General features: G+C 39.0%; 31 protein-coding genes. 12 read left to right on the forward strand and 19 right to left on the reverse strand.

The features are described 5' to 3' along the window. Positions 1-39 precede the first annotated feature (39 nt). Positions 40-603 (reverse strand): competence protein ComK, encoded by a 564-nt coding sequence (locus tag MPH60_RS16465; RefSeq protein WP_241590659.1) that lies wholly within the window; start codon positions 601-603, stop codon positions 40-42. Positions 604-923: 320 nt separating this feature from the next. Between MPH60_RS16465 and MPH60_RS16470 the strand changes: the two genes are divergently transcribed. Then, positions 924-1,160, forward strand: a complete 237-nt coding sequence (locus MPH60_RS16470) for an IDEAL domain-containing protein (RefSeq protein ID WP_137017118.1) — start codon at positions 924-926, stop codon at positions 1,158-1,160. 72 nt (positions 1,161-1,232) lie between these two features. Here the strand turns inward: MPH60_RS16470 and MPH60_RS16475 are convergent, their stop codons facing one another. The 7 genes from MPH60_RS16475 to MPH60_RS16505 form a co-directional block, all read right to left on the reverse strand. After that, complete coding sequence (locus MPH60_RS16475) at positions 1,233-2,042, reverse strand: YitT family protein (RefSeq protein ID WP_241590660.1); 810 nt, start codon at positions 2,040-2,042, stop codon at positions 1,233-1,235. A 142-nt stretch (positions 2,043-2,184) separates the two neighbouring features. Then, positions 2,185-3,450 (reverse strand): M48 family metallopeptidase, encoded by a 1,266-nt coding sequence (locus MPH60_RS16480; RefSeq protein ID WP_241590661.1) that lies wholly within the window; start codon positions 3,448-3,450, stop codon positions 2,185-2,187. 504 nt (positions 3,451-3,954) lie between these two features. Then, positions 3,955-4,623, reverse strand: a complete 669-nt coding sequence (locus MPH60_RS16485; protein ID WP_241590662.1) for a LuxR C-terminal-related transcriptional regulator — start codon at positions 4,621-4,623, stop codon at positions 3,955-3,957. A 185-nt stretch (positions 4,624-4,808) separates the two neighbouring features. Then, complete coding sequence (locus tag MPH60_RS16490; RefSeq protein WP_034314654.1) at positions 4,809-5,336, reverse strand: HD domain-containing protein; 528 nt, start codon at positions 5,334-5,336, stop codon at positions 4,809-4,811. 176 nt (positions 5,337-5,512) lie between these two features. Next, positions 5,513-7,057: a fatty acid--CoA ligase family protein gene (locus MPH60_RS16495; protein ID WP_241590663.1), complete on the reverse strand. Its 1,545-nt coding sequence runs from the start codon at positions 7,055-7,057 to the stop codon at positions 5,513-5,515. 179 nt (positions 7,058-7,236) lie between these two features. Then, positions 7,237-8,226, reverse strand: coding sequence for a lipoate--protein ligase (locus MPH60_RS16500; protein ID WP_241590664.1), 990 nt, complete (start codon positions 8,224-8,226; stop codon positions 7,237-7,239). A 41-nt stretch (positions 8,227-8,267) separates the two neighbouring features. Further along, positions 8,268-9,002, reverse strand: coding sequence for an MBL fold metallo-hydrolase (locus MPH60_RS16505; protein WP_241590665.1), 735 nt, complete (start codon positions 9,000-9,002; stop codon positions 8,268-8,270). A 173-nt stretch (positions 9,003-9,175) separates the two neighbouring features. On the opposite strand from MPH60_RS16505, the gene yhfH reads away from it, so the two are divergent. After that, positions 9,176-9,304 carry a protein YhfH gene (yhfH, locus tag MPH60_RS16510; protein ID WP_133348820.1) on the forward strand — a complete coding sequence of 43 codons (129 nt, stop codon included), beginning with the start codon at positions 9,176-9,178 and terminating at the stop codon, positions 9,302-9,304. Between the two features lie 157 nt (positions 9,305-9,461). Here yhfH and MPH60_RS16515 read toward each other — a convergent pair whose 3' ends face one another. From MPH60_RS16515 to hemE, 3 genes are all read right to left on the reverse strand, one after another. Next, a complete protein-coding gene (locus tag MPH60_RS16515; protein ID WP_101224170.1) occupies positions 9,462-10,037 on the reverse strand; it encodes a TetR/AcrR family transcriptional regulator in 576 nt (191 codons plus the stop codon). Positions 10,038-10,314: 277 nt separating this feature from the next. Next, on the reverse strand, positions 10,315-11,250 hold the full coding sequence (hemH, locus tag MPH60_RS16520) for a ferrochelatase (RefSeq protein ID WP_241590666.1): 936 nt from the start codon (positions 11,248-11,250) through the stop codon (positions 10,315-10,317). A gap of 78 nt (positions 11,251-11,328) precedes the next feature. Continuing rightward, a complete protein-coding gene (hemE, locus tag MPH60_RS16525) occupies positions 11,329-12,372 on the reverse strand; it encodes a uroporphyrinogen decarboxylase (RefSeq protein ID WP_241590667.1) in 1,044 nt (347 codons plus the stop codon). Between the two features lie 271 nt (positions 12,373-12,643). On the opposite strand from hemE, the gene MPH60_RS16530 reads away from it, so the two are divergent. Beyond that, positions 12,644-13,159 (forward strand): antibiotic biosynthesis monooxygenase family protein, encoded by a 516-nt coding sequence (locus MPH60_RS16530; protein ID WP_101224173.1) that lies wholly within the window; start codon positions 12,644-12,646, stop codon positions 13,157-13,159. A gap of 175 nt (positions 13,160-13,334) precedes the next feature. On the opposite strand, the gene MPH60_RS16535 is transcribed toward MPH60_RS16530, so the two are convergent. Next, positions 13,335-13,706 carry a phosphatase PAP2 family protein gene (locus tag MPH60_RS16535; RefSeq protein WP_241590668.1) on the reverse strand — a complete coding sequence of 124 codons (372 nt, stop codon included), beginning with the start codon at positions 13,704-13,706 and terminating at the stop codon, positions 13,335-13,337. A 24-nt stretch (positions 13,707-13,730) separates the two neighbouring features. Beyond that, positions 13,731-13,958, reverse strand: a complete 228-nt coding sequence (locus MPH60_RS16540; protein WP_241590669.1) for a hypothetical protein — start codon at positions 13,956-13,958, stop codon at positions 13,731-13,733. Between the two features lie 92 nt (positions 13,959-14,050). On the opposite strand from MPH60_RS16540, the gene MPH60_RS16545 reads away from it, so the two are divergent. After that, a complete protein-coding gene (locus MPH60_RS16545) occupies positions 14,051-15,262 on the forward strand; it encodes a M20 family metallopeptidase (protein ID WP_241590670.1) in 1,212 nt (403 codons plus the stop codon). Between the two features lie 28 nt (positions 15,263-15,290). Here the strand turns inward: MPH60_RS16545 and MPH60_RS16550 are convergent, their stop codons facing one another. The 3 genes from MPH60_RS16550 to MPH60_RS16560 form a co-directional block, all read right to left on the reverse strand. Further along, positions 15,291-15,998 carry an EcsC family protein gene (locus MPH60_RS16550; RefSeq protein WP_336275400.1) on the reverse strand — a complete coding sequence of 236 codons (708 nt, stop codon included), beginning with the start codon at positions 15,996-15,998 and terminating at the stop codon, positions 15,291-15,293. A gap of 270 nt (positions 15,999-16,268) precedes the next feature. Further along, on the reverse strand, positions 16,269-17,477 hold the full coding sequence (locus tag MPH60_RS16555; RefSeq protein WP_241590671.1) for an ABC transporter permease: 1,209 nt from the start codon (positions 17,475-17,477) through the stop codon (positions 16,269-16,271). Then, the gene (locus MPH60_RS16560) at positions 17,470-18,213 is read right to left on the reverse strand and encodes an ABC transporter ATP-binding protein (RefSeq protein WP_137017091.1); all 744 of its coding nucleotides are present in this window, start codon (positions 18,211-18,213) and stop codon (positions 17,470-17,472) included. Before MPH60_RS16560 ends, MPH60_RS16555 begins: the two co-directional genes overlap by 8 nt. Before the next feature lie 659 nt (positions 18,214-18,872). Between MPH60_RS16560 and MPH60_RS16565 the strand changes: the two genes are divergently transcribed. From MPH60_RS16565 to MPH60_RS16585, 5 genes are all read left to right on the forward strand, one after another. Next, positions 18,873-19,295, forward strand: a complete 423-nt coding sequence (locus MPH60_RS16565; protein WP_053534082.1) for an HIT family protein — start codon at positions 18,873-18,875, stop codon at positions 19,293-19,295. Positions 19,296-19,545: 250 nt separating this feature from the next. Then, positions 19,546-20,649 carry a 3-phosphoserine/phosphohydroxythreonine transaminase gene (serC, locus tag MPH60_RS16570; protein WP_241590672.1) on the forward strand — a complete coding sequence of 368 codons (1,104 nt, stop codon included), beginning with the start codon at positions 19,546-19,548 and terminating at the stop codon, positions 20,647-20,649. A 126-nt stretch (positions 20,650-20,775) separates the two neighbouring features. After that, positions 20,776-21,294, forward strand: a complete 519-nt coding sequence (locus MPH60_RS16575; protein WP_076367276.1) for a tryptophan transporter — start codon at positions 20,776-20,778, stop codon at positions 21,292-21,294. 588 nt (positions 21,295-21,882) lie between these two features. Continuing rightward, positions 21,883-22,245, forward strand: a complete 363-nt coding sequence (locus MPH60_RS16580) for a YtxH domain-containing protein (RefSeq protein WP_241590673.1) — start codon at positions 21,883-21,885, stop codon at positions 22,243-22,245. A gap of 190 nt (positions 22,246-22,435) precedes the next feature. Continuing rightward, positions 22,436-23,014: an HTH-type transcriptional regulator Hpr gene (locus MPH60_RS16585; RefSeq protein ID WP_034314691.1), complete on the forward strand. Its 579-nt coding sequence runs from the start codon at positions 22,436-22,438 to the stop codon at positions 23,012-23,014. A gap of 2 nt (positions 23,015-23,016) precedes the next feature. Here MPH60_RS16585 and MPH60_RS16590 read toward each other — a convergent pair whose 3' ends face one another. Continuing rightward, on the reverse strand, positions 23,017-23,343 hold the full coding sequence (locus MPH60_RS16590; RefSeq protein ID WP_241590674.1) for a DUF1878 family protein: 327 nt from the start codon (positions 23,341-23,343) through the stop codon (positions 23,017-23,019). Positions 23,344-23,740: 397 nt separating this feature from the next. Here MPH60_RS16590 and MPH60_RS27985 point away from each other — a divergent pair, with 397 nt between their 5' ends. Both MPH60_RS27985 and MPH60_RS16595 read left to right on the forward strand, forming a co-directional pair. Further along, the gene (locus MPH60_RS27985) at positions 23,741-24,127 is read left to right on the forward strand and encodes a DUF3267 domain-containing protein (RefSeq protein WP_405390622.1); all 387 of its coding nucleotides are present in this window, start codon (positions 23,741-23,743) and stop codon (positions 24,125-24,127) included. 108 nt (positions 24,128-24,235) lie between these two features. Then, entirely contained in the window at positions 24,236-24,418 is a 183-nt protein-coding gene (locus MPH60_RS16595; protein WP_034314696.1) for a hypothetical protein, read from the forward strand. A gap of 112 nt (positions 24,419-24,530) precedes the next feature. Here MPH60_RS16595 and MPH60_RS16600 read toward each other — a convergent pair whose 3' ends face one another. Both MPH60_RS16600 and MPH60_RS16605 read right to left on the reverse strand, forming a co-directional pair. Beyond that, a complete protein-coding gene (locus tag MPH60_RS16600) occupies positions 24,531-24,614 on the reverse strand; it encodes a YjcZ family sporulation protein (RefSeq protein WP_061462016.1) in 84 nt (27 codons plus the stop codon). Between the two features lie 183 nt (positions 24,615-24,797). Then, on the reverse strand, positions 24,798-24,881 hold the full coding sequence (locus MPH60_RS16605) for a YjcZ family sporulation protein (RefSeq protein ID WP_241590740.1): 84 nt from the start codon (positions 24,879-24,881) through the stop codon (positions 24,798-24,800). Positions 24,882-25,081: 200 nt separating this feature from the next. Between MPH60_RS16605 and MPH60_RS16610 the strand changes: the two genes are divergently transcribed. After that, entirely contained in the window at positions 25,082-25,948 is an 867-nt protein-coding gene (locus MPH60_RS16610) for a peptidylprolyl isomerase (protein WP_241590675.1), read from the forward strand. The last annotated feature ends 50 nt before the right edge of the window (positions 25,949-25,998 follow it).

Here is a 25,998-nt window from a genome sequence, read left to right on the forward strand (position 1 = left end):
CCTTCTTTAATAAGAAGGGCTTGTCTTAATTTTGAATGTTTAACGCCGTATATACTTTGACATTACCTCTGAAGCTTTGACCCCATTTGCTTCGGTGAACATATAGAATGATTTCCTCTTTGTTTCCTCAATCCTCTGAATCAATTTCGTTTTTAAAAAAGAAGTCCGGTGCAGCTGGTTTTCGAAAGAACTGCATGATACGGCTATATCGATGGTTTGTCTATTCCTGAATGTGATGGTAGTATGTTTGGAATCCAGGCGATCATAGGATACCACATGCTCATGTGATAACCAGATGCATTGAGGACGCAACGGAGATGTAGTGGGAAAGAAGAAAATCGAACTGGTCGGATCGATGGCAATAGGCGCTTTATGTGTGATGTTTATAAGCTGTTTTGTGCCTTGCTTGCGTCCTTCATAACTTGATCCGAAAAACTCACAGCTTTTCTTTATTATTTCCAAAGGTTTAAACGGGGATATGAACTCGTCCTCCATTTCAACGATACGGGCATATATTTTACTGCCGTAATTGATTGGCGAAACCATTATTGTATGTGGCGTGATTTCATATTCCTCTATGATTCCCTGATTGTTTTCCTTCATCTTTAATCCACCTCTTCCTCATTGCTAAACACCGCTTTTACTTTACCAAAGCTTATGCCCTTAATTGCTTGTACCCTTCCATTCCCCATTGCCGAAGAAAAGTGAATGGAGATAGTAAATGTTTGTTAAATTACTCACTATAATAGCACAACCCTTGAACATAAAATGTAAGTTCACAAAAAATTAAAAATTCTTTTATATAGTGGCTTTTTCTTCATCTAAACGACACATTCTCTATTAATATTTAAATTTTTTAAATTTTCAGTTGATTTTATCCGCTCAAATCCATATAATAATAAAAAGGGTCAGGGGTGGTAACTTTGAAAAATGAAAAATCTTATTCAGAGTCAGTGAAGTCCTTATCAATGAGCGAAATGAAAAACGATGCCGTGGTTCAGGAAATGTTAATTGATATGATTATTCAGGAAGCCGTCCTTACTACCAAAAAGAATATCCTTGCAAAACAGATCGATGAAGCCTTGGATAAGAAAAACAAACCTTTATTCTTAAAACTAAGTTCTGAAATGAACGTTTTACTAAAACAGTTTGGAAATTAAAATGCATGATTTAAAAACAGCCTAATGATCAAAAAAGCCTCCCATAATGCTGGGAGGCTTTTCTGATTATCATCACTCTTTATGAAACATCCCCATGACCTCGGATGTTTCGGTTATATTGACAAAAGCATTCGGATCAACTTCTTTTATCATCGTTTTTACATCAGTTAACTGATAACGTGTAATGACTGTCATCATTACTTTACTCTTTTCGCCTGAATATGCACCTTCACCATCCATGACGGTAATACCACGATATAGGTTGGTCAGGAGCTTCGTTTTCATTTCGTCACTCTTTTTGGTCACGATCATCAATGTTAATTTAATGTGATTGGAATGGATCGTATCGATCACCTTTCCTGCTGCATAAATGGAAATCAGCGTATATAATGCGGCGTCCCAACCGAAGATGAAGCCTGAGATTACCACCACAACTGCATTCATCACCGAAAGCAATGTACCAAGTGGGAAGTCGCTCTTCTTAGCCAATAGCATGGCAATGATATCAAAGCCACCCGAAGACCCCGAAGCACGAAAGATGATGCCTATACCGAATCCCGATATGATTCCGCCAAATAAAGAGGACAAAATCGGTTCAGTGGATATTCCGTGAACTGGAATGAGATATAAACTGACGGAAATCACGACAACTGATAATATCGTATAGGTGATAAAACGTCTCCCTAACTTCAGGTATCCAAGAATCAGCAATGGCAGGTTCATCAGAAAATTCAATATCCCTGTGTTGACTGGGGTGATGATTCCGAACATAATCGCAAGTCCACTAAGTCCGCTGCTTAAAATTAAATGTGGTATCAAAAATAAGTTGTAGGCTACTGCCACAAGCACTGAGCCTAAAGTAATGAAAAGTACATTATACATATTCGATCTCCTTAAAACGAACTGGGAATTTAACTTATTATAGTAGAGAACCTAAGAATTTTAAAAATAATAGTTTTTTCTGAAAACAACTGCAAACTTCCACTTTCCGAAGAAAAAAAGCCAGCTGGTTTTCAGCTGGCTTTCAATCACCCTTTGTATCTGCATTTTCAACCGTTGAAATCCGTTCGAGCATGGTCGGATGGGAATACCTCAGCCATTTAACCAGGAATGGCGGGTTGACCTGGCTCAAACCCGACCTCGTGAGTTCCTGGAAAGTCGTGATTGCCGATTCTTTATCCCCGGTCATTTCAATGGCATAACGGTCAGCCCTTGTTTCTTGATATCTGGAAACATAATTGGACAGCGGACTCGAAGCAAATAGCAGCACTGATGTTATTAAGAGAAATAATGGAAGCGATGAAATGCTGTCAACCGAACGAACCTTTAACAGCTGGCCCCAGCGCCCAATGATAAAATTCATGATTTTTGATGTCAGCCACAAACCGATTAAAGTCAGTCCTAAATAACCCGCAATCCCTATATAAATGTGCTTTTCCACATAATGAGCCATTTCATGTGCCATGATAAAAAGGATTTCATCTTCCTTCAGTTTGTTCAGGGTCGTATCCCAAAGAACTATTCTTGAGTTGGAACCTATGCCGGTCACGTATGCATTCAAGGCATTTGTCTTTTCCGCCATATTGACTTCATACACGTGTTCAGCCGGAATTTCAGCCTGTGAGGCAAGTGCCAATATTTCCGTTTCCAGCTCTTTATTTTTGAGCGGATAGAATTCATTGTACAGCGGATCAATCACTACAGGCTGAACAAACATCAGGAACAAGGTAAATGGAATGGACAACATCCAGGCATAGAGCCACCACTTCTTCACACTTTTCTTCATTAACCAATATAAAACGGAAACGATGATGAACATCATCCCAAAATTCACCCAGAATTCGATGACTCCATCCTTCATCCACGAGGTGAAACTTTGTGTACTTATATGGTAACTTTTGCTCATCCGATATCCAATGAAACTGATTGGAAACAGCGCCAGGTAAGAAATAATGGAAAGCCAAAATAAGTAAATGCCCGTTCTGATCGCTTTCCGCCTCGAGACTGCCTTTGACGACTTTTCAAATGCTTTTGATAAACCAAATAGTAAAATGAAGAAATACAACAGCCATTCATATGGCGTGGATACGAAAAAAATGAAATTCCGCAGTCCTGAATATTCTTCGCTAAGCTTTAGCTCCCTTGCATTCAGGAATGTTGCAGGATCTGCTGCAGTTCCACGCAAAGCTTCGGGAATTGAGGTATCAGCTCCATAAAAAATATACCAATACATCGCTGCTGCATAAAGGATATATAATAGAATCGCTCTGCCAGCCCATTTTCTGACCATGATGCCCCTCCTTAAACGAATCTCCCTCTTAATAGTTTAATCCAAAATGGACAGGTTAGAACCGCATTTCACTTCTATATATTTATTCCTTTCAATCTCCAACATTTTTTTATTTGGCTGTTTTCGTATACTTTGTTGCTATTTACCAAGTAAAGCGGTGTGGTTGATTGCCCCTCCAGATGCTCGCTTTCCGCGGGGCGGGCGGTGAGCCTCCTCGGCGTAAACGCCTGTGGGGTCTCACCTGTCCCGCTGCTCCCGCAGGAGTCTCGCACTTCCGCTCCAATCAACCTTAAATCGTTTCGTTTTAAAAACAACAATCTTTACGAAAAGAGCATTTTATTTTTACGCAGAGATATAAAAAAAACGGAGGACTGGGAGGTTTAAGGCAACGACGAATTTATCCCTTTGCCGCCACCTAATTGCTTTAATGTAATTCGTTCATCAATTTTTATGGATTGTGAACTCGATACAAAAGCCGGCTAACGGAACGGCGGGCAAGAGTATTCATCCCTTCATCCCTCTATTTTGAAAGCTATACAAAAGTGCCATAAGCTCTGGTCGATTATTAACATTCAGTTTTCTGTAAATCCGGCTTATATAGTTTTTTACCGTGCCAATGGATAGAAAAAGTTTTTTTGAAATTTGCTGATTCGTTTCCCCTTGGGTTAGCAGGATAAGCAGTTCATACTCGCGTTTGGAAAACGCCCCCAATTTTTCGATTGCCTTATCCAAAGTTACTGGTGATTTTTCACCATCCTGCTGCAGCTTCTTCATTAATAATGATTTTATTGAGGCAGGGTAGACTATTTGACCATTGGCACATTGACGGATTGCCGACAGCACTTGTTTCATTCCGCCGCCCTGTAACACATAACCAGCTGCACCATGGCATATCGCTTCGATAAGATAATGATCTTCTGAATAGGCAGTAAAAATGACAAAAGGAGTAAATGGGTGTTTTTCCTTTAGAATTGGCATGACTTCCTGTCCATACTTCCCTGATGACCGTGCATCAATAAGAATGGCATCTGGCATGACTGATGGTCTATGATCGGAATCAAGAAGGTCCATTTCATTTCCAGTGATCCCTATGACCTTAATGTCAGCTTCTTTTTCAAGGATTCCATCAAGTCCTCCTTGACCACCATATATCATTAGCTTAATCGACTTCATAACTTCACCTGTTCTTTTTCATTATTTGTTATTAATCCGATAGTTTTTATAATTCCCCGTCACGATATAGTTCTAATGGTCTATATTTTACATCATTATTTCACCTGATAACAAATTTAAACTGTAAAAATACTTTAATAAATGTGCTTACCCTGACAGTAAAAAGGCTATCATCCCGTTTGCCTTCAGGATGATAGCCTTTTTCTTTGTTCTTCATCTATGAGCGTATCAAGTTTCATGATGCTCTCCTTTGCCCGTGGAAAATCAATTTTGCGATAATGGTGTTTTCCACCTTCTTCTTCATCTTTTTCGTCGGCCCATTTGACGACTTGCTGAAGCGGTGTACGAATAATATCATTTGAAGGTAAGAACGAATCGGTATGAAATAAAATGGCGAGGGAAATGGTTTTTGCCTTTATCGGGTTTTCTCCCAAGCGGATTAACAGTTTATGTGCTCGTTCTGCACCTTTGATGGGGTGAATATCATTTTGTTTATATAGATCATAATCCCATTTACCATTGCGATACCAGGTGAAATGACCCATATCATGCAAAAGTCCAGCTTTGGCAGCAATATCAGGGTCGACATTATATTCGTTTGCTAAGTGAAACGCATGGTATGCTACCGCAATCGCATGTGCCAGACCTGAACGGTTCAAGTATTTTTGAGCAATGGGATGTGTAAATATATCCAAAAGTTTTACATCTCTCATCTAACCCCTCCTTACAATTATGTGGAAATTTTTAATGACTATCATAACTCTTTTCGAAACAAGAATCAAGGTTTTAAGATTCTCCCATATATTTTATGCAGTATGATACACTTTGGTTGTACAAAAAAAGGACCATTGCCGGTTATAGGCAATGATCTCCTTATGATCAATGAAATTCAGTTTTGCAGTACATGGTTTTTCAAGGAGCGGCGTAAAATCTTACCTGTCGCGTTTTTTGGAAGTTCATCCAAAAACTCAATTTTTGCCGGTACCTTATATTTGGCCAAGTGTTCCATGCAATAGGAAAGCAGCTCTTCCTCGGTCAATGCATTGTTTTTCTTTACCACAAAGCATTTAACCACTTCCCCCTGATTGGGATCGGGAACGCCTATGGCTGCCGCCTCAACTACTTCAGGATGAGCATACAGAACCTCCTCCACTTCACGAGGATAGACATTATAGCCACCGACGATAATAAGCTCCTTTTTACGATCTACAATGAAAAAATATCCTTCATCATCCATCCTGGCTAAATCGCCTGTATATAACCAGCCATCTTTCAAGACAGCGGCTGATTCTTCAGGCATTTTATAATACCCCTTCATTACATTCGGACCTCTGACAATCAATTCCCCTACCCCATTGATCGGCACTTCTTCTCCAAGCTCATTGACCACTTTATTTTCCACCCTAAGGATCGAGGTTCCGATGGATCCCGCCTTCCTTGGACGATCCAAAGGATTGAAGCAGGTAACAGGAGAAGCTTCGGATAAGCCATATCCTTCTGAAACCCGGACATTAAATTTCCGCTCGAATGATTCAAGCAAGGACACTGGCATGGCGGAACCGCCCGATATGCATATGCGTAACGAATTTAAATCATCTTCTTCCGCTTCCTGATATTGAAAAAGAAAGTTATACATCGTAGGCACTCCAGCAAAAACGGTGGCATCATATTTTTTGATTTGCCTGAATATTTCCTTTGGACTGAATTGCGGGACAATTAAAAGCGTACCTCCGCTTATCAATGGGGCATTCACAACTACCGTTAAACTGAAAACATGGAACATTGGCAATGTCGTAATGACACGGTCACTTTCCGTGATTCTTAAATATTCCCCAATATCATGTGCATTGGAGTAGATATTGGTATGTGTGAGCATGGCTCCCTTTGGTTTTCCCGTTGTTCCCGAAGTATAGAGTATGATTGCCGTATCTTCAGGATCCAGTTCTGGACCTTTAAAGCCTTCATTCCCCGATTCGATCATTTTTGTAAACGATTTCATTTTTGGGTAGATGTTAAATTTGCTAATATCCCCACTATCACGCTGCGTTTCACAAATCACATATTGTTCTACGCTTGAGAGGATCGGGTTCATTTTCTCTAGTAAGGGTAAAAGCTTATCTAATGCCACAACAACCTTTACATCGCCATTATTCAGGATATAACCAATCTCGTCAGGTGTGTAAATTGGATTGACGGGAATTACGGTCGCCCCTGCTCGCATAGCTCCATACAATGAAATGATGAAATGTGGAGAGTTGCCTAATAACAGCGCAATGTTATCACCTTTTGAAACACCAAGCCTATGTAATTCGTCTGCGAATTTCGTAACGGCTTTATCCAATTCCCCATATGAAGTGGATTGATCCATAAAGTAATATGCTGGCTTATCCGCCTTTTTTAAAGCCATTTGATGAAGCTGTTCAGATAAATTCATCTTTCTCCCTCCCCTGCAAATAACATGAATGAATAGTCATTCATTTTTATGGTGAACTAAATACATTTTTATTATATTAAAAGAATGCGATCACAGCAACAATTTTATCCATATTCAAGCAATTACTGTCATTATTAGACACAAAAGCCGTCCTATTAAATCGGGACGGCTTTTCAGGCTTAATATATTAAAGCCAATATTTCTTCTTTCGTTACATTGCCAAAATAATGACGAACATCAATCTCATCTAGTACCCTGCTGATTGCTTCCTTTTCATAACGTATTCCAGTAAGCTTTTGTTCAATATCCGCAACCTCTCCGACCCCGAAGAAATCGCCGTAGATTTTACAATTTTCAATGATTCCCCTGTTCACTTCAAGGCGGATATCAACAGATCCCACAGGGAATCTATGTGAGTTTTTCAAGTTGAATTTAGGTGATTTTCCGTAATTCCACTCCCAGTTTTGATATCTTTCTTCCGAAATTTCGTGAATTTTCTCCCAATCCGTATCGGTTAAAACATACTCTGTTACCTTTCCGCTATCTTTGAAAATATTTTGCAGAAGGAATGAACGGAATTCTTCAACAGACATCGGTTCTTTTAGGAAATCGGCAATATTACCGACACGGCTTCTTATCGATTTAATCCCTTTGGACTCGATCTTATCTTTTTTCACTTTTAAAGCGGATACAATGTGATCCATTTCTGATTGAAACAGCAATGTCCCATGACTGAACATCCTGCCCTTCGTTGAGAACATCGCGTTTCCTGAAATCTTCTTTCCTTCAGCCAGAATATCGTTACGACCGCTCAATTCAGCATGTATTCCTAGCTTCTCGAGCGTTTCCACAACAGGCTGGGTGAATTTCTTGAAGTTATGAAAGCTATCGCCATCATCTCTCGTGATGAAACTGAAATTGAGATTCCCTAGGTCATGATAAACCGCTCCACCCCCGGAAAGGCGGCGAACAACTGTAATGCCATTTCCATCTACATAATCGGAATTGATTTCTTCAATCGTATTTTGATTCCTTCCTATGATGATTGAAGGACGATTAATGTAAAATAGAAGATAGGTTTCATCTATATTTAAATGTTTAAGCGCATATTCTTCGATGGCCAGGTTAATTCTTGGATCTGTAATTCCCTTATTATCAATAAAAAGCACAGTTGTTCCTCCTTGTAGACTTCATATCCCCTATGTTTCATTTATAGTTGGAATTCAAGATTGGATTTGGCTACAGCTATTTCTCTTTTGAATACCTCGGATGCTTCTTTTTTCAGTTGATCAAGATTCCCATAATGCGGGAGGTGAGTTAACAGCAAAAGCTGGACGTCAGCCTTATCTGCCAGCATGCCCGCTTCCCTTGCAGTCATATGCCCTGCCTTTGAACCATCCATATCACTGTAAAAGTTACTTTCACATAATAAAACATTTGCGTCTTTAGCGAAATCTGCAAGCTCATCCATATATGAACTGTCACCTGTGTAAACGATCGAATGATTTTCAGCTTCAATCCTCATTGCAAAACAAGGGACTGGATGTTTTGTTTTCATGAACGTAAATTTACACGGTCCAATGGTTAAGGGTTGATCAACAGAGAAGGCTATCCCCTTTGTCACGTCTTTATAAGTTAATTTACCAAATTCGACTTCGTCTAAATCATGACCATAAATAGGAATGGTCCTTTTTTCGCTGCCCAATATCTGCTGTATGAACGCAGCGTGCTGCAGGACACCAATATCCGCTACATGATCCGGATGATAGTGAGATAATACAACAGCACCAAGATCCTCCGGCTTCATATGGTTTTGCAGCTGTGATAGAACACCGCTGCCACAATCAAGCAGAATGCGAAAATCTTCATATTCAAGCAAATAGCCGGAACTTGCCTCATTTTTAGCTGGATAACCGCCCCAGCAGCCAATTACGGTGATTTTCATGCTTAGGCACTCCTTTTTTTCTCTCAATGACTTCCCCATTAATATAAACTATTCTTGCCCTTATTTCACCTTTTTTACTTATGTTATAAAACATTCATTGACATTCTAAAACTGTTATAATACAATAAAACTATAGAAAAGCGAATAATAAAAAAATTCAGGAGATGATGTTCATGATTCAAAGTAGCATTGAGTTCTTTAAAAACCTGCCACCGAAACAATGCACGGAATGCGGAAAAAAAATTGAAGAACAGCACGAATGTTATGGAAACCACTGTGATCATTGCCTTTCTGGAGAGTAGTTGTCTTGTGTTTCACCATCCGCTTCCCAAATAGCGGGATGAATCCATATATGGTTCGGTTTCGCAGCTGAAAACCCCAAATAAAAAGAAGAGGTACCGAACGGTATCTCTTCTTTTTATTTGGGATTCATTGCATTTGAGCAAAAAAATAGAATTATCACGTAACGGATAATCCTTTGAATAAATATATTTTAAATAGTTCAGCAATTTCCTCTTTCTCTAATGGGGCATGGTTCCTTTCCCAATCAAAAATGAGGGCAAGGTACATTTTTAGCATCAGGAAAGCAGTTATCTCTGGATCGCAAGGCTGTATATAGCCCTTATCAATCGCTATTTTTAGTTTTTCCTTAATGTAGGAGACAATGGCTTCTTCCATTTCATTAACCATTTCCTGAACGGCCGGAGTACCAATTTCGCGCTCTTCCTGAAGAAGTTTCAAAGATAATTGATGTTCCTGCCTGAACTCCAGAATTCGATAAACGGCCCGATGCAGGTTTTCAAAAAAGGAGAGTTGGTCATCCAAAGATTGTTCCGCCTCATATTTCATTTCCTCTATCAACCGCTGAACGATTTCTTTAAACAGCTCTTCCTTATTTTTATAAAAGGTATAAATGGTCCCTTTTCCCACATTGGCAATTTTAGCGACTTGATCCATCGTCGTTGCCTTATATCCAAAAAGTGAAAACGACTTGGTCGCAGCTTCTAAAATTAATTTTTTACGATCAACAGACATTTCCCACCTCAATCCTGACCAAACGGACAAAACAGTCATTATGTTCAACGATATCATACCAAAAATTTTCAGTCTTTTCAATTATATTTTCAATTTCTTATAGAAACAATGGCCATCCTCATTACTGGACAGCCACTTTTTCGAGTATTCATTTAAATCACAAAGGTCAAGTAAAAAGAAAGCGTCGCTTTTCCGGTTTACAACATCTTTCAACTTCACATGAAAATATGTAGAGCATATTGCAAGCATGGTTAAACTACTTTCTCCTATTGACTGATCACTTTTCCTGTAATCTGTTTAAAATGATTGTGGCCAAAGCATCGATGAATTCAGGTTTAACATTGGGCATATCCGGCCTATAGTAGCCTGCACCAATCTCTTCCGTAACAACCTTACATTCATAATCGTTATCATATAGGACTTCAAGGTGCTCGGCAACAAAGCCGACAGGAATATAAATGAAAGCTTTATAACCTTTTGCTTGATGAAGATCTCTGGTTAAATCCTGTACATCAGGTCCCAACCATGGTTCAGGTGTTTGTCCAGCGCTTTGCCAGCCTACTGCATAATTGCTAACCCCTGCGCCTTTTGCAATCATGTCTGCCGTTTCTTTCAATTGATTTGGATACGGATCTCCCGATTGCAGGATTTTTTCCGGGAGGCTATGCGCCGACACAATCAAAGCGAAATTATCGCGTTCTTCCGAGGTCATTTTCCCGATTGCTTCTTTTACCTGGTCTACCCAATATTGGATGAATTTTGGCTCATCATACCAGCTTTCAACGGAAGTGATGGTCAGGTCACCCAATTTAGCGGCTTCATCCTGGGCACGTCCATTATAAGACTTCACGCTGAATGTTGAAAAATGCGGTGCCAATACTATACTGACCGCTTCTTTGATTCCATCTTCATGCATTTGTTTCACTGCGTCTTCAACAAAAGGTTCAATATGTTTCAGTCCAAGATATGCCTTGAACTCAACTTCCTCCTGAACGGAATTCAATTTCTTTTCAAGCGCTTCAGCTTGTCCTGCCGTTATTTTTGCAAGCGGGGATAATCCACCGATCGCTTCATATCTGCCTTTTAGATCGGCAATTAGTTCGTCACTTGGCCGTCTCCCATGACGAATATGCGTATAATATCTTTCAATATCCTCTTCAGTGTATGGAGTACCATAAGCCATGACTAAAAGGCCCATTTTTTTTCTTGACATGAAGTTACACCTCTTTTAAAGATTTCGTTCTATTATTGTGCATCCATTTAAGTATTTTTAGCAAATGGTTCGCTCAACTTATTTCATTTTTGATGAATATTCATGAATGAAAGCGGTCAGCCTCTTCAGTGTTTCCGGGTTTACGGAAGGGAAAACCCCATGTCCAAGATTAAAGATGTAGCCGTCCTGTTCCATGCCCTGATCCAGGATCCTTTTCGTCCGTTCTTCTATAACATCCCATGATGACAATAGCAGGGCAGGATCAAGATTACCTTGTACCGTTTTCTGGATTCCCATTTGTCTCGCTTCTGTAATTGGCAGTCTCCAATCGAGCCCGACTACATCAATCGGAAGATCATTCCACTCAAGTGCCAAGTGACTTGCGCCGACCCCGAACATGATTAGCGGTACATTTTCTTCCCGCAATGAAGAAAAGATACGAGTCATGATCGGCTTGATGAATATGCGGTAATCTTCAACGTTCAAAGCACCCACCCATGAATCAAAGATTTGGACGGCTTTAACGCCAGCTTTGATTTGTGACTTGACATAGATGATGATCATATCCGCTAGCTTATCCATTAATGCAAACCAGGCCTTTGGCTCTGTATACATGAAAGCTTTCGTCTTATTGTAGTTTTTGGAGGGGCCGCCTTCAATCATGTATGAAGCAATGGTGAACGGTGCCCCGGAGAAACCGATCAAAGGCACGGATAATTGCTCCGTAGTCAATAATTTAATCGTGTCCAACACATATGGGATGTCTTTCTCTGGGTTCAATTCACCTAATTTTTCAACATCTGTCACCGATTGGATCGGATTGGATATGACCGGGCCGATTCCGGACTTAATCTCAACATCGACACCAATGGCTGGTAGCGGTGTCATTATATCTTTATATAAAATCGCAGCGTCTACGTCATATTGCTCGACTGGCAATCTAGTTACATAAGCGCATAATTCCGGCTGATGAGTAATTTCAAAAAGCGAGTACTTCTCTTTCAATTTACGGTATTCCGGCTGTGAACGGCCGGCCTGACGCATATACCAAACAGGCACATGATCCGTTTTCTCTCCTCTCGCAGCTTTTAAGAATGTATCATTCGTAATTTCCTTAGACATTAATATCCACCTTTCAAGCAATCACGTTTCTATTTTTATTCATTACCTACATAGAATATCAGAAGGATGTTGAATTTCAAATCGAATCTCCTTCAACTATAGCTTTTTCTATAATAGAAGTATAGCCAACCTATATATTTGTCAGAAAATCGACGTTTTTATAAGTATTTTACCGGTCTACAAGCCTAATGGTTAGTTTGGAAATGGTAAAAGCATTATTCATTGGGTAAAATGGGTATACAGGTACTATATAGAAATTGGAGGGGAATTTATGAATGTATTCATCACATCAGGCACTTACGATTTTTTAAAAATCAAAAAAGATAAGCACCCCAATGAAAAAATATTACTTATGCAAAATCCTGACACTGCAGTACTTTTACATGAAACAACAGGTAAAACGATCTTCAGCTCTCCACGTAAGTATGAAGTAGTTGATGGGAAAGGAAACCTTCAGGATCATGGGTATGTAGTCATGAATAATATCCCTGTAAGTGAAGAAGGAAGGCCGGTATTCGAACATCGTTTTAAAAACAGGGCAGGATTCATTGAAAATGAACCAGGTTTCGTCGCACTACGTGTACTGCGGCCAATCAACTCTGAAACTTATGTAATTTTAACGATTTGGGAGAAACAAGCTGATTTCCTGAACTGGAAGAATTCCGGTTCCTTTAAGATGGCGCATAACAGCGACTCCAAAGCTCCCGTTACGAATTCCAGCCAGAAGATGTTTTCAGGTGAAGCCTATGTAACTCAATATACATTGGTGAAAGATTCCGAAGAATGATCCATACTTGCTCAGTAAAAGGCCCATCGCCTCAAGGATGGGCCTCTTCAAAGTAATGCAGATCATTATTTGGACGTTAAAAAATCATAAAAACCTATAACAATCCGACAAATTCCTTCTTTATTTCCGGGGAAATGCAACGGATATTTACATATATTTTATCTGAATCCTTTTTTCAAAGTACTCTAGGCCCGAGGAATTTATACAATTTAAACAAGGTTAAACTATATGCGGCTCCTAATGCAAAACCTGCAATAATATCAGTTGGAAAATGAACTTTCATAGCAATCCTGCTGACACCAATTAGCAGAATGAGGCAAACGAAACCGATTCCCATTGCCCATTTCAATGAGTTTCCTTTAGTTTCTTTCATGATTAAATAAGCAACCATACTGAAGAAAATAAGGCCCACCATTGCGTGGCCACTTGGAAAGCTGAAGCCTGCGGTCTCCATCAAATGATTTTCAGGGCGCACTCTTTTAACATGATTTTTTATCCACCCGTTTAACACATCTCCCCCAGCAATTCCGATAGAGAATACGGCCATGGTCCAATAATCCTTCTTTATCATCTACAAATATAGAATACATAATAAGCTTCCAAAACCAATGAACTTGGATTTCCCAAGATAGGTAATGGACTTGAAGAAAGTGAACGAAAAAGTATTTTCACCTACGGAAAAAAGTTCCGTAATATATGTATCTAACGCTAAAGGCTCCTCACTTTGGACTTCTTGCATCAAAAAAAAGAATAGCAACATACAAAGCAAAACCAAAGCAATCCAGGAATATTTAATCATGATATCTCTCTCCTTGAGGTATTTAATACACTTTGGATTATTCAAAATATGATATACTATTTACAATTAATCCAATCATTGGGAGGTGCAAAATGATACAGCATTTACACGATCTTCTAGATGACTCATATGAAGAAATGGTTTCCATCAGGCGCTATCTTCATCAACACCCCGAGCTTTCTTTTCAAGAAACCCAAACAGCGGCCTTCATCGCTGGATATTATGAAAAACTTGGAATTGAACACCGGACGAATGTAGGCGGTAATGGTGTTATTGCCAAGGTCACAGGCAGTAAGCCTGGTAAAACCATAGCATTGCGCGCTGATTTCGACGCCTTACCCATTCAAGATGAAAAAGAAGTTCCCTATAAATCTTCCGTGCCGGGGGTAATGCATGCGTGTGGACACGATGGCCATACAGCGACACTCCTTGTCCTTGCAAAAAATCTGAATGAACTGAAGGATGAGCTTGAAGGTGAATATATATTTATCCACCAGCATGCTGAAGAATATGCTCCAGGGGGTGCAAAACCGATGATTGAGGCTGGCTGCCTTGATGGAGTGGATGTAATTTTCGGCACCCATTTATGGGCAACGGCCCCAACCGGAACAGTCCAATACGCTTATGGACCCCTCATGGCCGCTGCTGACCGTTTTGAAATCACCATTCAAGGGCAGGGCGGACATGGAGCCCAGCCGCATAAAACCCGTGATGCAATCGTAGTCGGCTCTCAGCTCGTCATGGCCCTGCAGCAAATCGTAAGCCGCCGCCTAAACCCAATAGATTCTGCAGTCATTACCGTCGGTTCCTTTGTAGCAGATAATGCCTTTAACGTCATTGCAGATAAGGCTAAAATAATCGGGACCGTCCGTACATTCAAGGAAGATGTCCGTTCATTCATTAGCGAAGAAATGGAGCGGATTGTTAAAGGGACCTGCCTAGCTGCGGACTGCACCTATGAATATCAATACTTTCAAGGTTATCCAGCTGTTATTCCACATGTCGAGGAAACTAAATTCCTCATCGAAAGCACTGAGTCCGTCAAGGAAGTTTTGATTACAGAGGAAATTGACCCGGATATGACAGGTGAAGATTTTTCTTATTATTTACAAAATGTAAAAGGTACATTCTTCTTTACAGGGGCCAGGCCAAAAAATGAACATACATTTCCGCATCATCATCCTTTGTTTGACTTTGATGAAAAAGCGATGCTCATTGCTGCCAAAATATTAGGCACTGCAGCGGTAACCTATCACAATAAGAAACAGTCATCCCAAATGGTGGATGAATCTTTATTGCGGTAAAGGTAAAGGGACGGGTTATCCCCGTCCCTTACTCTTTAAGAAGTCTAATTCGGTAACAATTGATAGCCGTTTCCCCAAGATGTTCCAACAAATGATGGTTGGCATATCCACCGACAGCTGCCCCAATGCCTGGAACGAGCTGGAACATTTTGATGACATCGATGTGATCGCGATATTCCTGCTGAAATTCTTGCCAGTCTATTTCCGGCCATTTCCCTGAATCCCATTCCTCTATTACCTGTAATGTTTCCAATTTCTTCTCCTCGCTTGAAAATGCCATCTGGAAGATATGGAGAATGAATAATCGTTCCTCATATTTATTTGGATCGAAACCGTATATACGGGATAGTTCGAATAATAATTTCATCTTGATGCTAAGCAGTAATGGGAAATCAGCCAATCCAATTAAAAGCCCTGCCGCTCCGGTTCCCACACCTTCTATAACGGCCGTTTTCCGATATGCCGTGACAGTTTCCGCAACCCACTCTTCTTTTTGCTGCAAAGATAGTAGCACCACATTTTTTTCTTTAGACATATATTTAGAACCTGATAATACGGCCTCTATCATCCCTTTAATACTATCAGTAATCATTTTGTGCACTCGGTCTGGAATATAACTATTCAATTTGATTTGCGCCTTTTTAGACATCCGCTCAAGCCTGCCGGATTTCTTGGCTACTTTCTTTTTCCATGATACTAGTTCCGATAATGCCTTTTGTTCATATTCATCCATCATTAAACACCTCCATTAAATATGTATATACCCCCTACGAGACTTTTATTTTCTATTTTCATTTCTTAAAAGAAAAAGCTGATTTTATAAAAAATCAGCTTTTTCTTTATTAATTGTTACAGTTGATTTCAGAAATCCGCTCCCTTTCCGCCGACTGTCTGCCAAGCCTCCTCGGCGCAAGCACCTGTGGGGTCTCGGCTAGCCAGTTTTTCGGCAGGAGTCTCGCAAATTTCTTCAATCTAAAAGCTGATTTTATGAAAAATCAGCTTCAGCTTAAAAGTTTTTTATTTTCTTTGCAGCATAAATTTTAAATCCGAATATGAAAACAAGCCCCATTGCCAAGGCGGCTAAAGCGGAGATCCATTCCCCTTTCACTAGCAGGACCAAACTGAAGACAAGGTCCTCAAATAATAGGAAATAGGAAATTAGTTTTATGACCGCAGATTCTCTCATTTTCGCTGGCAATGGATACAATGAGACCCATACCTTCCATTCATGTGCCTTCCAAACCGGCAGCAGTTGCAGGGCTGTCATGAATAGGAACATGAACGTTACAATCAAATGTGCCCATATGTTAGTGAATACACTTAAAATCACGGATCCAATGATCGTTAAACGAAAACAAAGTCCCACATAATCATTGGATCGCAGCAGGGTACGGGCGTAAAGATAGGTATAAGTTGATTTATCACCATACGGAATGAGTGATAATAGCCAGTCCATCCATTTCCTTCTCGCTACCTTCCCTTTCAAATGAGGAACATCAGTAAACATGTTCGCTATTCGATAGAAGGAATTCATCCGTTTGTTTTCCAGTTCCACCAGCCGTTGCCACTTTAGCACAAAACCTTTAGTTGCGCTTCGGTAATACATGTAAAGTCCTAACAATAATAAGAAGGTTATAAGTGCAAACAGTATATTTGCCCTTGAACAGATGAAATAAAGAATCACTCCATTAAGTAAAAAGCGGATGAGAGAGTCCCAATGGCTCACTGATGTATCCTGATATTTCAATACCAGCCAGCGCATGGTTAAATTCAAAAATTTTAATATAAGCAAAACGACCAGGATGATCCCAAGGTCCTTACCTCCTGCACCCGTAACCTTCGAATACATCGGTATCGATGCAATCAGGACAACCAGAAGAATAAAGCCTTGCATGACCCAGCTTAATATCAGTGAATTCTTGAAATAGCTTCTCAACTTCGTTTCAAGGGGAAGCAGGAATACCGTATCGGGTTCTTTCAAGAAAGTGTTTATCGGACTTCTGGTTACAATGATCGATAAAACTAAGGCCATGATCAATTCAGCAGGGAAATCACTGTTTAACGTCTTCACCCAATCACTGTAATAATAAGCCAAACCACCAAGAGCCAATACCATGACGAAAACAAGATGGCCATTAAAAATATAGCGAAGATATTTTTGCGTTTCATTTATATAGCCTAAATATCTTTCCTTCCAGAGATTTTGACTATTCATGACCGATTTCTTCTTTCGTCAATTGGATATATAAATCGTCCAGAGTTGCCCCTGGCATGGAAAATTGTTCACGAAGCTGCTCAAGATTGCCTTTTGCCCGAATCTCTCCATTATGCAATATGATGAAAGAATCACAATACCTCTCAGCTGTCGCCAATATATGTGTAGACATTAAAATTCCCGCACCGCTCTCTTTCATCTTCCTCATCAAGTCAAGCAGGGACTGAATGCCTAATGGATCAAGACCCACGAATGGTTCGTCGACGATATATAAGGACGGCTGCACTAAAAAGGCGCACATGATCATGACCTTTTGCTTCATTCCCTTTGAAAAATGTGCCGGGAACCATTTAAGCCTTTTCTCCATATGGAATTCCTTTAACAGAACGTCCATCCTTTCTTTATAAGTGGCTTCCGCCAAACCATGTGCCATGGCCGTTAGCTTTAAATGCTCCTCAAGTGTAAGCTCATCATACAAGATTGGCGTTTCTGGAACATAAGTGAATTGTTTACGATATGTATCCGGGTCCTGGGCAAGTGTTTTACCATGAATCGAGACACTTCCGCCTTTCGGCTCCATGAGTCCGATGATATGTTTAATTGTCGTACTTTTCCCAGCACCGTTGAGTCCAATTAACCCTACTAACTCGTTTGGCTGAATGTCAAAACTTATTCCTTTTAAAACGGGCGTTTTCGTGTATCCGCCCACTAATTGCTTTATTTCCAATAAGGACATATAAACAATCCTTTCTATATAGAGGTTCTTATTTCCATTTTATCAAATTCTCCTGCTTTTATATAGTCGAGTGTTCCTCGAACTAAATTTCCATAAATAACTAATTATATTTTCCCTCCTTGGTGGTCATCATAATTAAGGAAGAAGGGGTTAGTCATTACGTGTGATTCACATCATATTGTAAATGAGGTGTCAGTTAAAGACGTATTACACTGAAATACCCATAAGATTTATTACAAATGATTCACATCATATTGTAAATGAGGTGTCAGTTAAAGACGTATAACTGAATTAAACCAGAAGCTTCATAAAAAAATCGTTTCGAGCAAGGAGATGGTTCTCTTGCACGTAAAAGCAGAAAAATCATTCAATAATTATCAATTATGCTTTGAAAGTTGATGAAACTTTAAAGATATAGGAGATGGTTGCTTTGAATGGAAAATCTCTAATCAGATAATAACCGTATTTTACTAAAATGTAGATGAGGTGTTTGTCGCAGAGAATTTATGCTAATGCGAATTTTGAAGCCAAACCCCCTTTTTCGACAGGCAGGGTGCAACTTGATGTTGCATCCTGTTTTTATGATTTTTCCTTTTCTCAAGGATTCAAGCTATGGTACGATTAACCAAATACATTAACTTTTAAAGGAGCGTTTTTTAATGAGTGATTGCATTTTTTGCAAAATAATCGACGGGGAAATACCAAGCAGTAAAGTTTTCGAAAATGAACATGTATTGGCCTTTCTCGATATCAGTCAAGTAACAAAAGGCCATACACTGGTAATACCTAAAGTACATAAGGAAAACCTTTATGAGTTGACACCTGAGATTGCCAAGAATCTTTTTGAAGTGGTACCCGAAATTGCCCGCGCCATGAAACAAGAGTTCCAACCTGTAGGCCTGAACCTATTAAATAATAACGGAGAAGCTGCAGGACAATCCGTTTTCCATTTTCACATGCATTTAATTCCACGGCATGGTGAAGGTGACGGCTTTGGGGCAGTTTGGAAAACGAATACCAGCGACTATACACCAGATGACCTAAAACAAATCGCTGACTCCATTGCACAGCATTTAAAATGAACGGCTGACACATGAAGATTTCTTCTTAATATCTTTTTAAAAGAATTAACTTAAGCACGCTGATTTCTTGAAAAAACAATGATCCCGATTTGGTCCTCACTCAAAGTGGAGGACCTTTTTGCATTGGCTCATCATTAAAACGAAATGTCACCTAAAATTCTAAATTTTCCTCCTATTGAATTTAGTTTTCTGGTAGGATATATGAATAGTCTCAAATACTTTATCACATAGTCGCATAGGAGGAAAAAAATTGAAACGTGCACGCAATTTTAACGCTGGGCCAGCCGCCCTTCCCTTAGAAGTTTTACAAAGAGCCCAAAACGAATGGTTGAATATTGAGGATTCCGGTATGTCCGTCATGGAATTAAGCCATAGAAGTTCGGAATTCGAAAAAATTCATAACCATGCCATCCAATCATTAAAAGATCTTATGGAAATTCCTGAAAATTATGAAGTACTCCTGCTGCAAGGAGGAGCAAGTCTCCAATTCTCCATGATTCCCATGAACATTTTGAATGATGGAAAAAGGGCAGATTATGTCCTTACTGGTTCTTGGTCGGAAAAAGCATTAAAAGAAGCCAAAAAGGTTGGTGAAACGGCCGTAGTCGCTTCATCCAAAGATGAAAAATATACATTCATCCCTAAAGTCGAAGATATCAAATTGAATGATGATGCTGCATATCTTCATATCACAAGCAATAATACGATTTACGGAACACAATGGAAGGATTTCCCGGAAACAGGCAACATTCCTTTAGTAGCCGATATGTCAAGTGATATTCTCAGCAAAAAGATTGATATTAGTAAATTCGGCATCATCTATGCAGGTGCACAAAAGAATCTAGGTCCATCTGGAATCACAGTCGTTATCATTCGCAAAGATTTAATAACGGATAATGACAAAATCCCATCCATGATGAACTATTCTATCCATTCAAAAAATAATTCTTTATACAACACTCCTCCGACATTGGCCATTTACTTATTGTCACTTGTGTTGGATTGGGCAAAAGAACAGGGCGGCGTGGAAAAGATTGCTGAGATCAATGAAGAAAAAGCAAAAGTCATTTACGATGCCATCGACGGCAGTGATGGTTTTTATAAAGGACATGCCCTACCGGACAGCCGTTCATTAATGAATGTAACGTTCACGCTTCCGTCTGAAGAAGCTGAAGTACAATTCCTTAAAGAAGTGAAGCAAGCTGGATTCGTAGGACTGAACGGTCACCGTTCCATCGGCGGCTGCAGAGCATCCATCTATAATGCGGTCCCTCTAGCCCATTGCCAGGACCTTGCTGATTTCATGAAGAAATTCCAGGAATCGTATAAAGCGAAGGAAGCTCAAACCCTTTAATTCAAACAAATATAACTTCTAAAAAAATAGGTCTTATGATATACTATTTTAAACTTCTTGCAACAGGCAATAGTGCATTGTTGAAGAAAAGATGTTAGTTGAGATGAGAATAGGAGAGATGAGTAAATGAAAACGAAAACCCTTGTGTCACTGTCCCTATTAATCGGGATTGGGGCTGCCCTGCATTTTATCGTACCTGGATTCTTCCTTGGAATGAAACCGGATATGATGCTGTTGATGATGTTTTTGGCGATTACCCTGTTTCCCGCGAAGAAGAATGTATTCATTGTCGCCCTGGCAGCTGGAGCCATCTCTGCCATGACAACTACATTTCCTGGAGGACAGATTCCAAATATCATAGACAAATTGGCAACAGCCTTTCTGTTTTACCTTTTATTCATCAGTCTTAAGAAGTTTTCAACATCCGTTGTCACCGTTAGTATCTTGACTGCCGTAGGAACAATGATTTCCGGCGCTGTCTTCCTTGGTTCGGCTTATTATATCGTTTCCCTTCCAGGACCTTTCGTGGCACTTTTCGGCGCAGTTGTACTTCCTGCCGTACTGTTAAATACAGTTGCGATGGTCATCATTTATCCAATTGTGAACGGCATCGTAAGAAAATCAAATATACCCATTAATGCTTAAGCAGCAGGATCATCATACCTAAAAAAGCACCGGAATGTCCGGTGCTTTTTTTCCAATCTTATGAATCTGGAATTCTAGTCCCAATCATCCTCCAATGATCAATGAATCAATATCCACATAAACCAAATGAAAAGCAGTAAAACCCCAGGGAGACCCATAGCGAAGGCTCTGGCCTGGAGTACCCTCTTGGGCGGATAGATGCCAGGAGTTTTTGCTTGCCTTAGAAAATACCCCATTCCGCACAGGCATACCAGGCCTAATAAAAAGATGATTTTCATTATTAACCCACCAGTGCCATCCATGTTCCGACAGCTTGTTTTTATTATCTATATGCTGCTCTTCCCTTTATATGTAGCATTATTAATAAAGCTTCAAGTTATTTTTAAATATTATATATTTACTCTATAAGTTTAAAAAAATATTTTTGTGATATAAAGATAAAATGGTCGATTCTCTTCCATAAGGATGAAAATTATGGTATTTTGATATCAATAGTATTTCTCTCCCTATTTATCATAATTTCCAATTGATCCAGCAGGGATTCAGACCATGGAAAGCGAAAACATATTATAAAATGAGGTGATCCTAATGAAAGCAAAATCATTACTAATTGGCTTTTTGACCGGAACAGTAGTAGCTGGTGCGGCAACCTTACTTTCAACACCAAGTTCAGGTAAAGACCTACGGACCCGCATCAAAACGAATACCGACGAAATTAAGAATACAATTGATGAGTTAAAGGTAAAAATGCTAAATATTAAAGATGACACGATGGAAGCTTCACAAATCAGCAAAGAAACGGTAAAAACGTTCATTTCGGATGTTCAGGTCGTCATCGAGAACTGGAAGCGGGAAATCGAACCCAATAAGGATGAATTATTGAAGAACGTTCAGGAAATTGAAAATTCATTGAAGGAATTGGAAGCGGCAGCACCTACTTCTAAAAATTAATAGCTGGCATCGTCACACAAGCTTGATTCTCCATTTTTCCCAATAAATTACATGGTTTGTTGGTGAAGAATGGAGAATTCATTAAAAAAACTAAAATTTTCTAAAAATTTTGCAAATATTTATCTTTATTAATTTTTATTTTATTGTCATAATAAATATATAGAATCTTATAAGTAGGTGAGCCCATAATATGCAGAATAAAAATTATTCTATGAAAGAAGCAATGATTTTTAGTCAACGAATTGCACAATTAAGCAAAGCATTATGGAAATCAATTGAAAAAGATTGGCAGCAATGGATCAAGCCCTATGATTTAAATATCAATGAGCACCATATCCTTTGGATTGCCTACCATCTTAATGGCTCTTCCATTTCAGATGTTGCAAAATTTGGGGTCATGCATGTTTCTACGGCATTTAATTTTTCAAAAAAATTAGAGGAACGCGGGTACTTAACATTTTCAAAAAAAGAAAATGACAAAAGGAATACCTATATAGAGATCACAGCGGAAGGTGAAAAAATCCTACTTGATTTAATGGAGACATATGACCCAAGTAAGAACTCTGCTTTCTCGGGTGCACTTCCACTGCGTGAGCTTTATGGCAAGTTTCCGGATATGATTGAAATGATGGCCATCATCCGAAATATATACGGTGAAGACTTCATGCAAATCTTTGAACGATCCTTCGATAATATCGATCAGGAGTTTACTGATGTGGAGGGTAAAATCACAAAAAAAAAGATAGAGAAAGAAACTGAGCCAGTTTAATCTCATACTCTATCCATTTCCTTCATGAATGATACATATAACCCCTGTGCGAGGCATGCATCAATGCATTCCTTTGTGGTTATTTTTGGATTAACCTTTCTTTCAAATTGAATAAAAAGCGGTCGAAAGTTCATATACCCTTCCGCTTTTTCTATTTCATAGCGTTTGCTCAAGATATCACATGCTTCCAATAATTCTTCCGCTTCCTTCTTCGTGAAATTTTTTTCCACAAATAGATAGTCCAACTTGGCCTCCGGATTGCGTATAAGGTTTAATAAAAGCCGTTGATGAAAACGGAGAACTTCTATTTCTTCATTTATATTTTTCATACATCACTAATCCCCAATCGATCCTTCAATTTAACATAAAAGGTTTGTAACCAATTTTTGATTTTTCACACTCAGTAATCCTTCTTATCCCTGGTTCAAAACCTGGCCTTAATTGGCCCTTAGCCATGCTTACACACTAAAGAGATTTTATCTTAATTTTAATCCAAGAATTTCATTGCTTTTTCCACCCATTCATCGTAATGTATGTAAGTAAATTCAACAGCTTTGGAGGGCTGATTTCGAAATGAATTCGTGGAAAACAATTGACGTGGCAAAACAATATGGGAATTGCCGTCTGCTCTTTTTTTCAGTTTTTACTATATTGATGTCTTTTGTTCTGATCTATACATTATTAAGTGTCTTTTCAACCCATGTTATTTTGTATGGCGATCAAACAATGGTATTTTTTAGCCTATTGCTCTTATTATATCCTGTTCACAAACTATTACACTATTTACCTTTACGATTATTATGTAAAAAAGTAAAAACTTCTTGGTCCTTGAAGTGGAACCTTGTGCTTACATGCAGAGTCAATGTGCATGATCCGATTCGAAAGCATCTTTATCTCATTACCCTTGTGTTGCCTTTCTTCATTATGTCTGTCATATTGATTGGTTGTGCCCTTAGTTTTCCGCATTACATCCATTATTTCACTATTTTATTATCCCTGCACACCGGATTATGCGTATCGGATTTTATTTATATAAAAAACCTGGTTGGTTCCCCAAGGAATTCCTTCATCGAAGAACATCTCGAAGGATACGATATACTTATTCAAAAGTGATTTCTTATTTATTCATAAAGATGCCTAATAAGATTTTTAGGTATCTTTTTTCATTATAATTTGGTATCGTATTTATACATGATGTTTTGCAAGGAGGGATTTTAGGTTTTGATCTCGTTCTGGTTTATTATTTTTGCTATTTTGATCCTTTATAATATTAATAGAATGACAAACTCTTTATGCATTCAAAAGGAAATTGCTGAAGACCGGCAGCCTAAAGTATTCAGGACCATTAATGTATTAATTACTATTATGTTATTATCCTCCTATATTGAAATTTTGTATACGTAGAGATGAGCAACAAATGATGGCCATCATTTGTTACATACATTGGTGATACCCGGAGCATTATCCACATAAAGAAAAAGGGCGAAGCACGCAGCTTCGCCTTTTGTTTATGAGTTTATAACCAAGATGCTCCAATAATGATTAACAGGATGAAAAGAACGACAATTAGAGCAAAGCCTCCACCTATTCCTCCAGACATTGATCTTCCTCCTTTCCATTCTTAAGTAATTGTAATTTCATGCACACCCTTAAATCCGCCAAAAGGAATCCATTCCTTTCTGAGCTTGATAATCACTTCGTCTTTTTGTTGAGCGGCTACCCTATCCTATTCAACTCCATGGCAAAAGGAGTGGGCTCTTTTCATTATTAATTTTGCAGCCGATTAGCAACAGGCTGATCCTACAATTATTAATAATATGAATAACACCACTAACAAAGCGAAGCCTCCGTTAAATCCATTACCCATTATGCTACCTCCTTTTGTTGTCCTCGATTTATCATATGTAATGGATTAATATCTGGGTAGGCGTACACCCATTTTTCAAAAAAATCTTATTCATACACCAATATATTATTTTTTGTAAAGTAACCAGAATATGTTATAGTTAATTTTGTGGAAATACGAAAAAATAGCAAACAAGAAACTTATAACTAGGAGTTGTTTTTATGAAGAAGTGGGCATTATCGATTGCTGTTACTGCAGGGCTGATCGGACTTACAGCATGCAACAGCGACAAGGAAGCAGTCGTGGAAACTAAAGCGGGGGATATAACTAAAGAAGAATTTTACAATGTAATGAAAGACCGTTATGGTGAAACCGTTCTTCAAGAACTTGTTTATGAAAAAGTTCTTTCTGAAAAATATACAGTAACGGATAAAGAAGTTAAAGCTAAAACGGACGAGCTTAAAGAGCAAATGGGTGAAAATTTCGAAACGGCCCTTGCCTCTTCCGGATATAAGAGCGAAGATGATCTTAAACGTGCACTTAAAATCGGCATGCTTCAAGAAAAGGCAGCCGTTGCCGATATAAAAGTTAAAGAAGCTGATGTGAAAAAAGCTTATGAAGACTATAAACCACAAATCAAAGCGAGACATATTCTAGTGGAAGATCAAAAAACAGCCAACGAAGTTAAAGCTAAATTGGACAAAGGCGAAGACTTCGCTAAACTTGCAAAAGAATATTCAACAGACACAGGCACAGCTGAAAAAGGCGGGGAGCTAGGCTGGTTCGGACAAGGTGAAATGGTTCCTGCATTTGAAGAGCAAGCTTATAAAATGAAGAAAGATGAAGTCAGCAAGCCGATTAAATCCGATTATGGCTACCACATCATTCAACTTCTTGATACTAAAGAAAAAGAATCATACGAAGATATGAAAAAAGATCTTGAATATGATTTGAAAGTCGCTCAAATTGACCAAACTAAAGTTCAGGACATTTTGAATTCAGAAGTCAAAAAAGCGGACGTGAAGATTAAAGACGAAGATCTAAAAGATGCCATCACTTCCGGTGACGCAGCCAATGCTGAAAAATAATTGAATAGTAAAAAGCGACAGGACTTTGCCTGTCGCTTTTTTTTCGTGGT

Origin of the sequence: Peribacillus sp. Aquil_B1 (assembly GCF_022603275.1) — a bacterium.
GTDB lineage: Bacteria > Bacillota > Bacilli > Bacillales > DSM-1321 > Peribacillus.

Coding starts and splice junctions, on each gene's coding strand:
- MPH60_RS16605 (WP_241590740.1), bottom strand. CDS start 24,881: ATGGGTAATGGATTTAACGGAGGCTTCGCTTTGTTAGTGGTGTTATTC.
- MPH60_RS16590 (WP_241590674.1), bottom strand. CDS start 23,343: ATGAAAAATATAAATGAAGAAATAGAAGTTCTCCGTTTTCATCAACGG.
- MPH60_RS16535 (WP_241590668.1), bottom strand. CDS start 13,706: ATGGCCGTATTCTCTATCGGAATTGCTGGGGGAGATGTGTTAAACGGG.
- MPH60_RS16575 (WP_076367276.1), top strand. CDS start 20,776: ATGAAAACGAAAACCCTTGTGTCACTGTCCCTATTAATCGGGATTGGG.
- MPH60_RS16515 (WP_101224170.1), bottom strand. CDS start 10,037: ATGTCTGTTGATCGTAAAAAATTAATTTTAGAAGCTGCGACCAAGTCG.
- hemH (WP_241590666.1), bottom strand. CDS start 11,250: ATGTCAAGAAAAAAAATGGGCCTTTTAGTCATGGCTTATGGTACTCCA.
- MPH60_RS16475 (WP_241590660.1), bottom strand. CDS start 2,042: ATGTATAATGTACTTTTCATTACTTTAGGCTCAGTGCTTGTGGCAGTA.
- MPH60_RS16490 (WP_034314654.1), bottom strand. CDS start 5,336: ATGAGAGATGTAAAACTTTTGGATATATTTACACATCCCATTGCTCAA.
- MPH60_RS16530 (WP_101224173.1), top strand. CDS start 12,644: ATGAATGTATTCATCACATCAGGCACTTACGATTTTTTAAAAATCAAA.
- MPH60_RS16540 (WP_241590669.1), bottom strand. CDS start 13,958: ATGATTAAATATTCCTGGATTGCTTTGGTTTTGCTTTGTATGTTGCTA.
- MPH60_RS16585 (WP_034314691.1), top strand. CDS start 22,436: ATGCAGAATAAAAATTATTCTATGAAAGAAGCAATGATTTTTAGTCAA.
- MPH60_RS16550 (WP_336275400.1), bottom strand. CDS start 15,998: ATGATGGATGAATATGAACAAAAGGCATTATCGGAACTAGTATCATGG.
- yhfH (WP_133348820.1), top strand. CDS start 9,176: ATGATTCAAAGTAGCATTGAGTTCTTTAAAAACCTGCCACCGAAACAA.
- MPH60_RS16600 (WP_061462016.1), bottom strand. CDS start 24,614: ATGTCTGGAGGAATAGGTGGAGGCTTTGCTCTAATTGTCGTTCTTTTC.
- MPH60_RS16485 (WP_241590662.1), bottom strand. CDS start 4,623: ATGAAGTCGATTAAGCTAATGATATATGGTGGTCAAGGAGGACTTGAT.
- MPH60_RS16560 (WP_137017091.1), bottom strand. CDS start 18,213: ATGTCCTTATTGGAAATAAAGCAATTAGTGGGCGGATACACGAAAACG.
- MPH60_RS27985 (WP_405390622.1), top strand. CDS start 23,741: ATGGTATTTTTTAGCCTATTGCTCTTATTATATCCTGTTCACAAACTA.
- MPH60_RS16505 (WP_241590665.1), bottom strand. CDS start 9,002: ATGAAAATCACCGTAATTGGCTGCTGGGGCGGTTATCCAGCTAAAAAT.
- hemE (WP_241590667.1), bottom strand. CDS start 12,372: ATGTCTAAGGAAATTACGAATGATACATTCTTAAAAGCTGCGAGAGGA.
- MPH60_RS16495 (WP_241590663.1), bottom strand. CDS start 7,057: ATGAATTTATCTGAACAGCTTCATCAAATGGCTTTAAAAAAGGCGGAT.
- MPH60_RS16555 (WP_241590671.1), bottom strand. CDS start 17,477: ATGAATAGTCAAAATCTCTGGAAGGAAAGATATTTAGGCTATATAAAT.
- MPH60_RS16580 (WP_241590673.1), top strand. CDS start 21,883: ATGAAAGCAAAATCATTACTAATTGGCTTTTTGACCGGAACAGTAGTA.
- MPH60_RS16610 (WP_241590675.1), top strand. CDS start 25,082: ATGAAGAAGTGGGCATTATCGATTGCTGTTACTGCAGGGCTGATCGGA.
- MPH60_RS16545 (WP_241590670.1), top strand. CDS start 14,051: ATGATACAGCATTTACACGATCTTCTAGATGACTCATATGAAGAAATG.
- MPH60_RS16565 (WP_053534082.1), top strand. CDS start 18,873: ATGAGTGATTGCATTTTTTGCAAAATAATCGACGGGGAAATACCAAGC.
- MPH60_RS16480 (WP_241590661.1), bottom strand. CDS start 3,450: ATGGTCAGAAAATGGGCTGGCAGAGCGATTCTATTATATATCCTTTAT.
- MPH60_RS16465 (WP_241590659.1), bottom strand. CDS start 603: ATGAAGGAAAACAATCAGGGAATCATAGAGGAATATGAAATCACGCCA.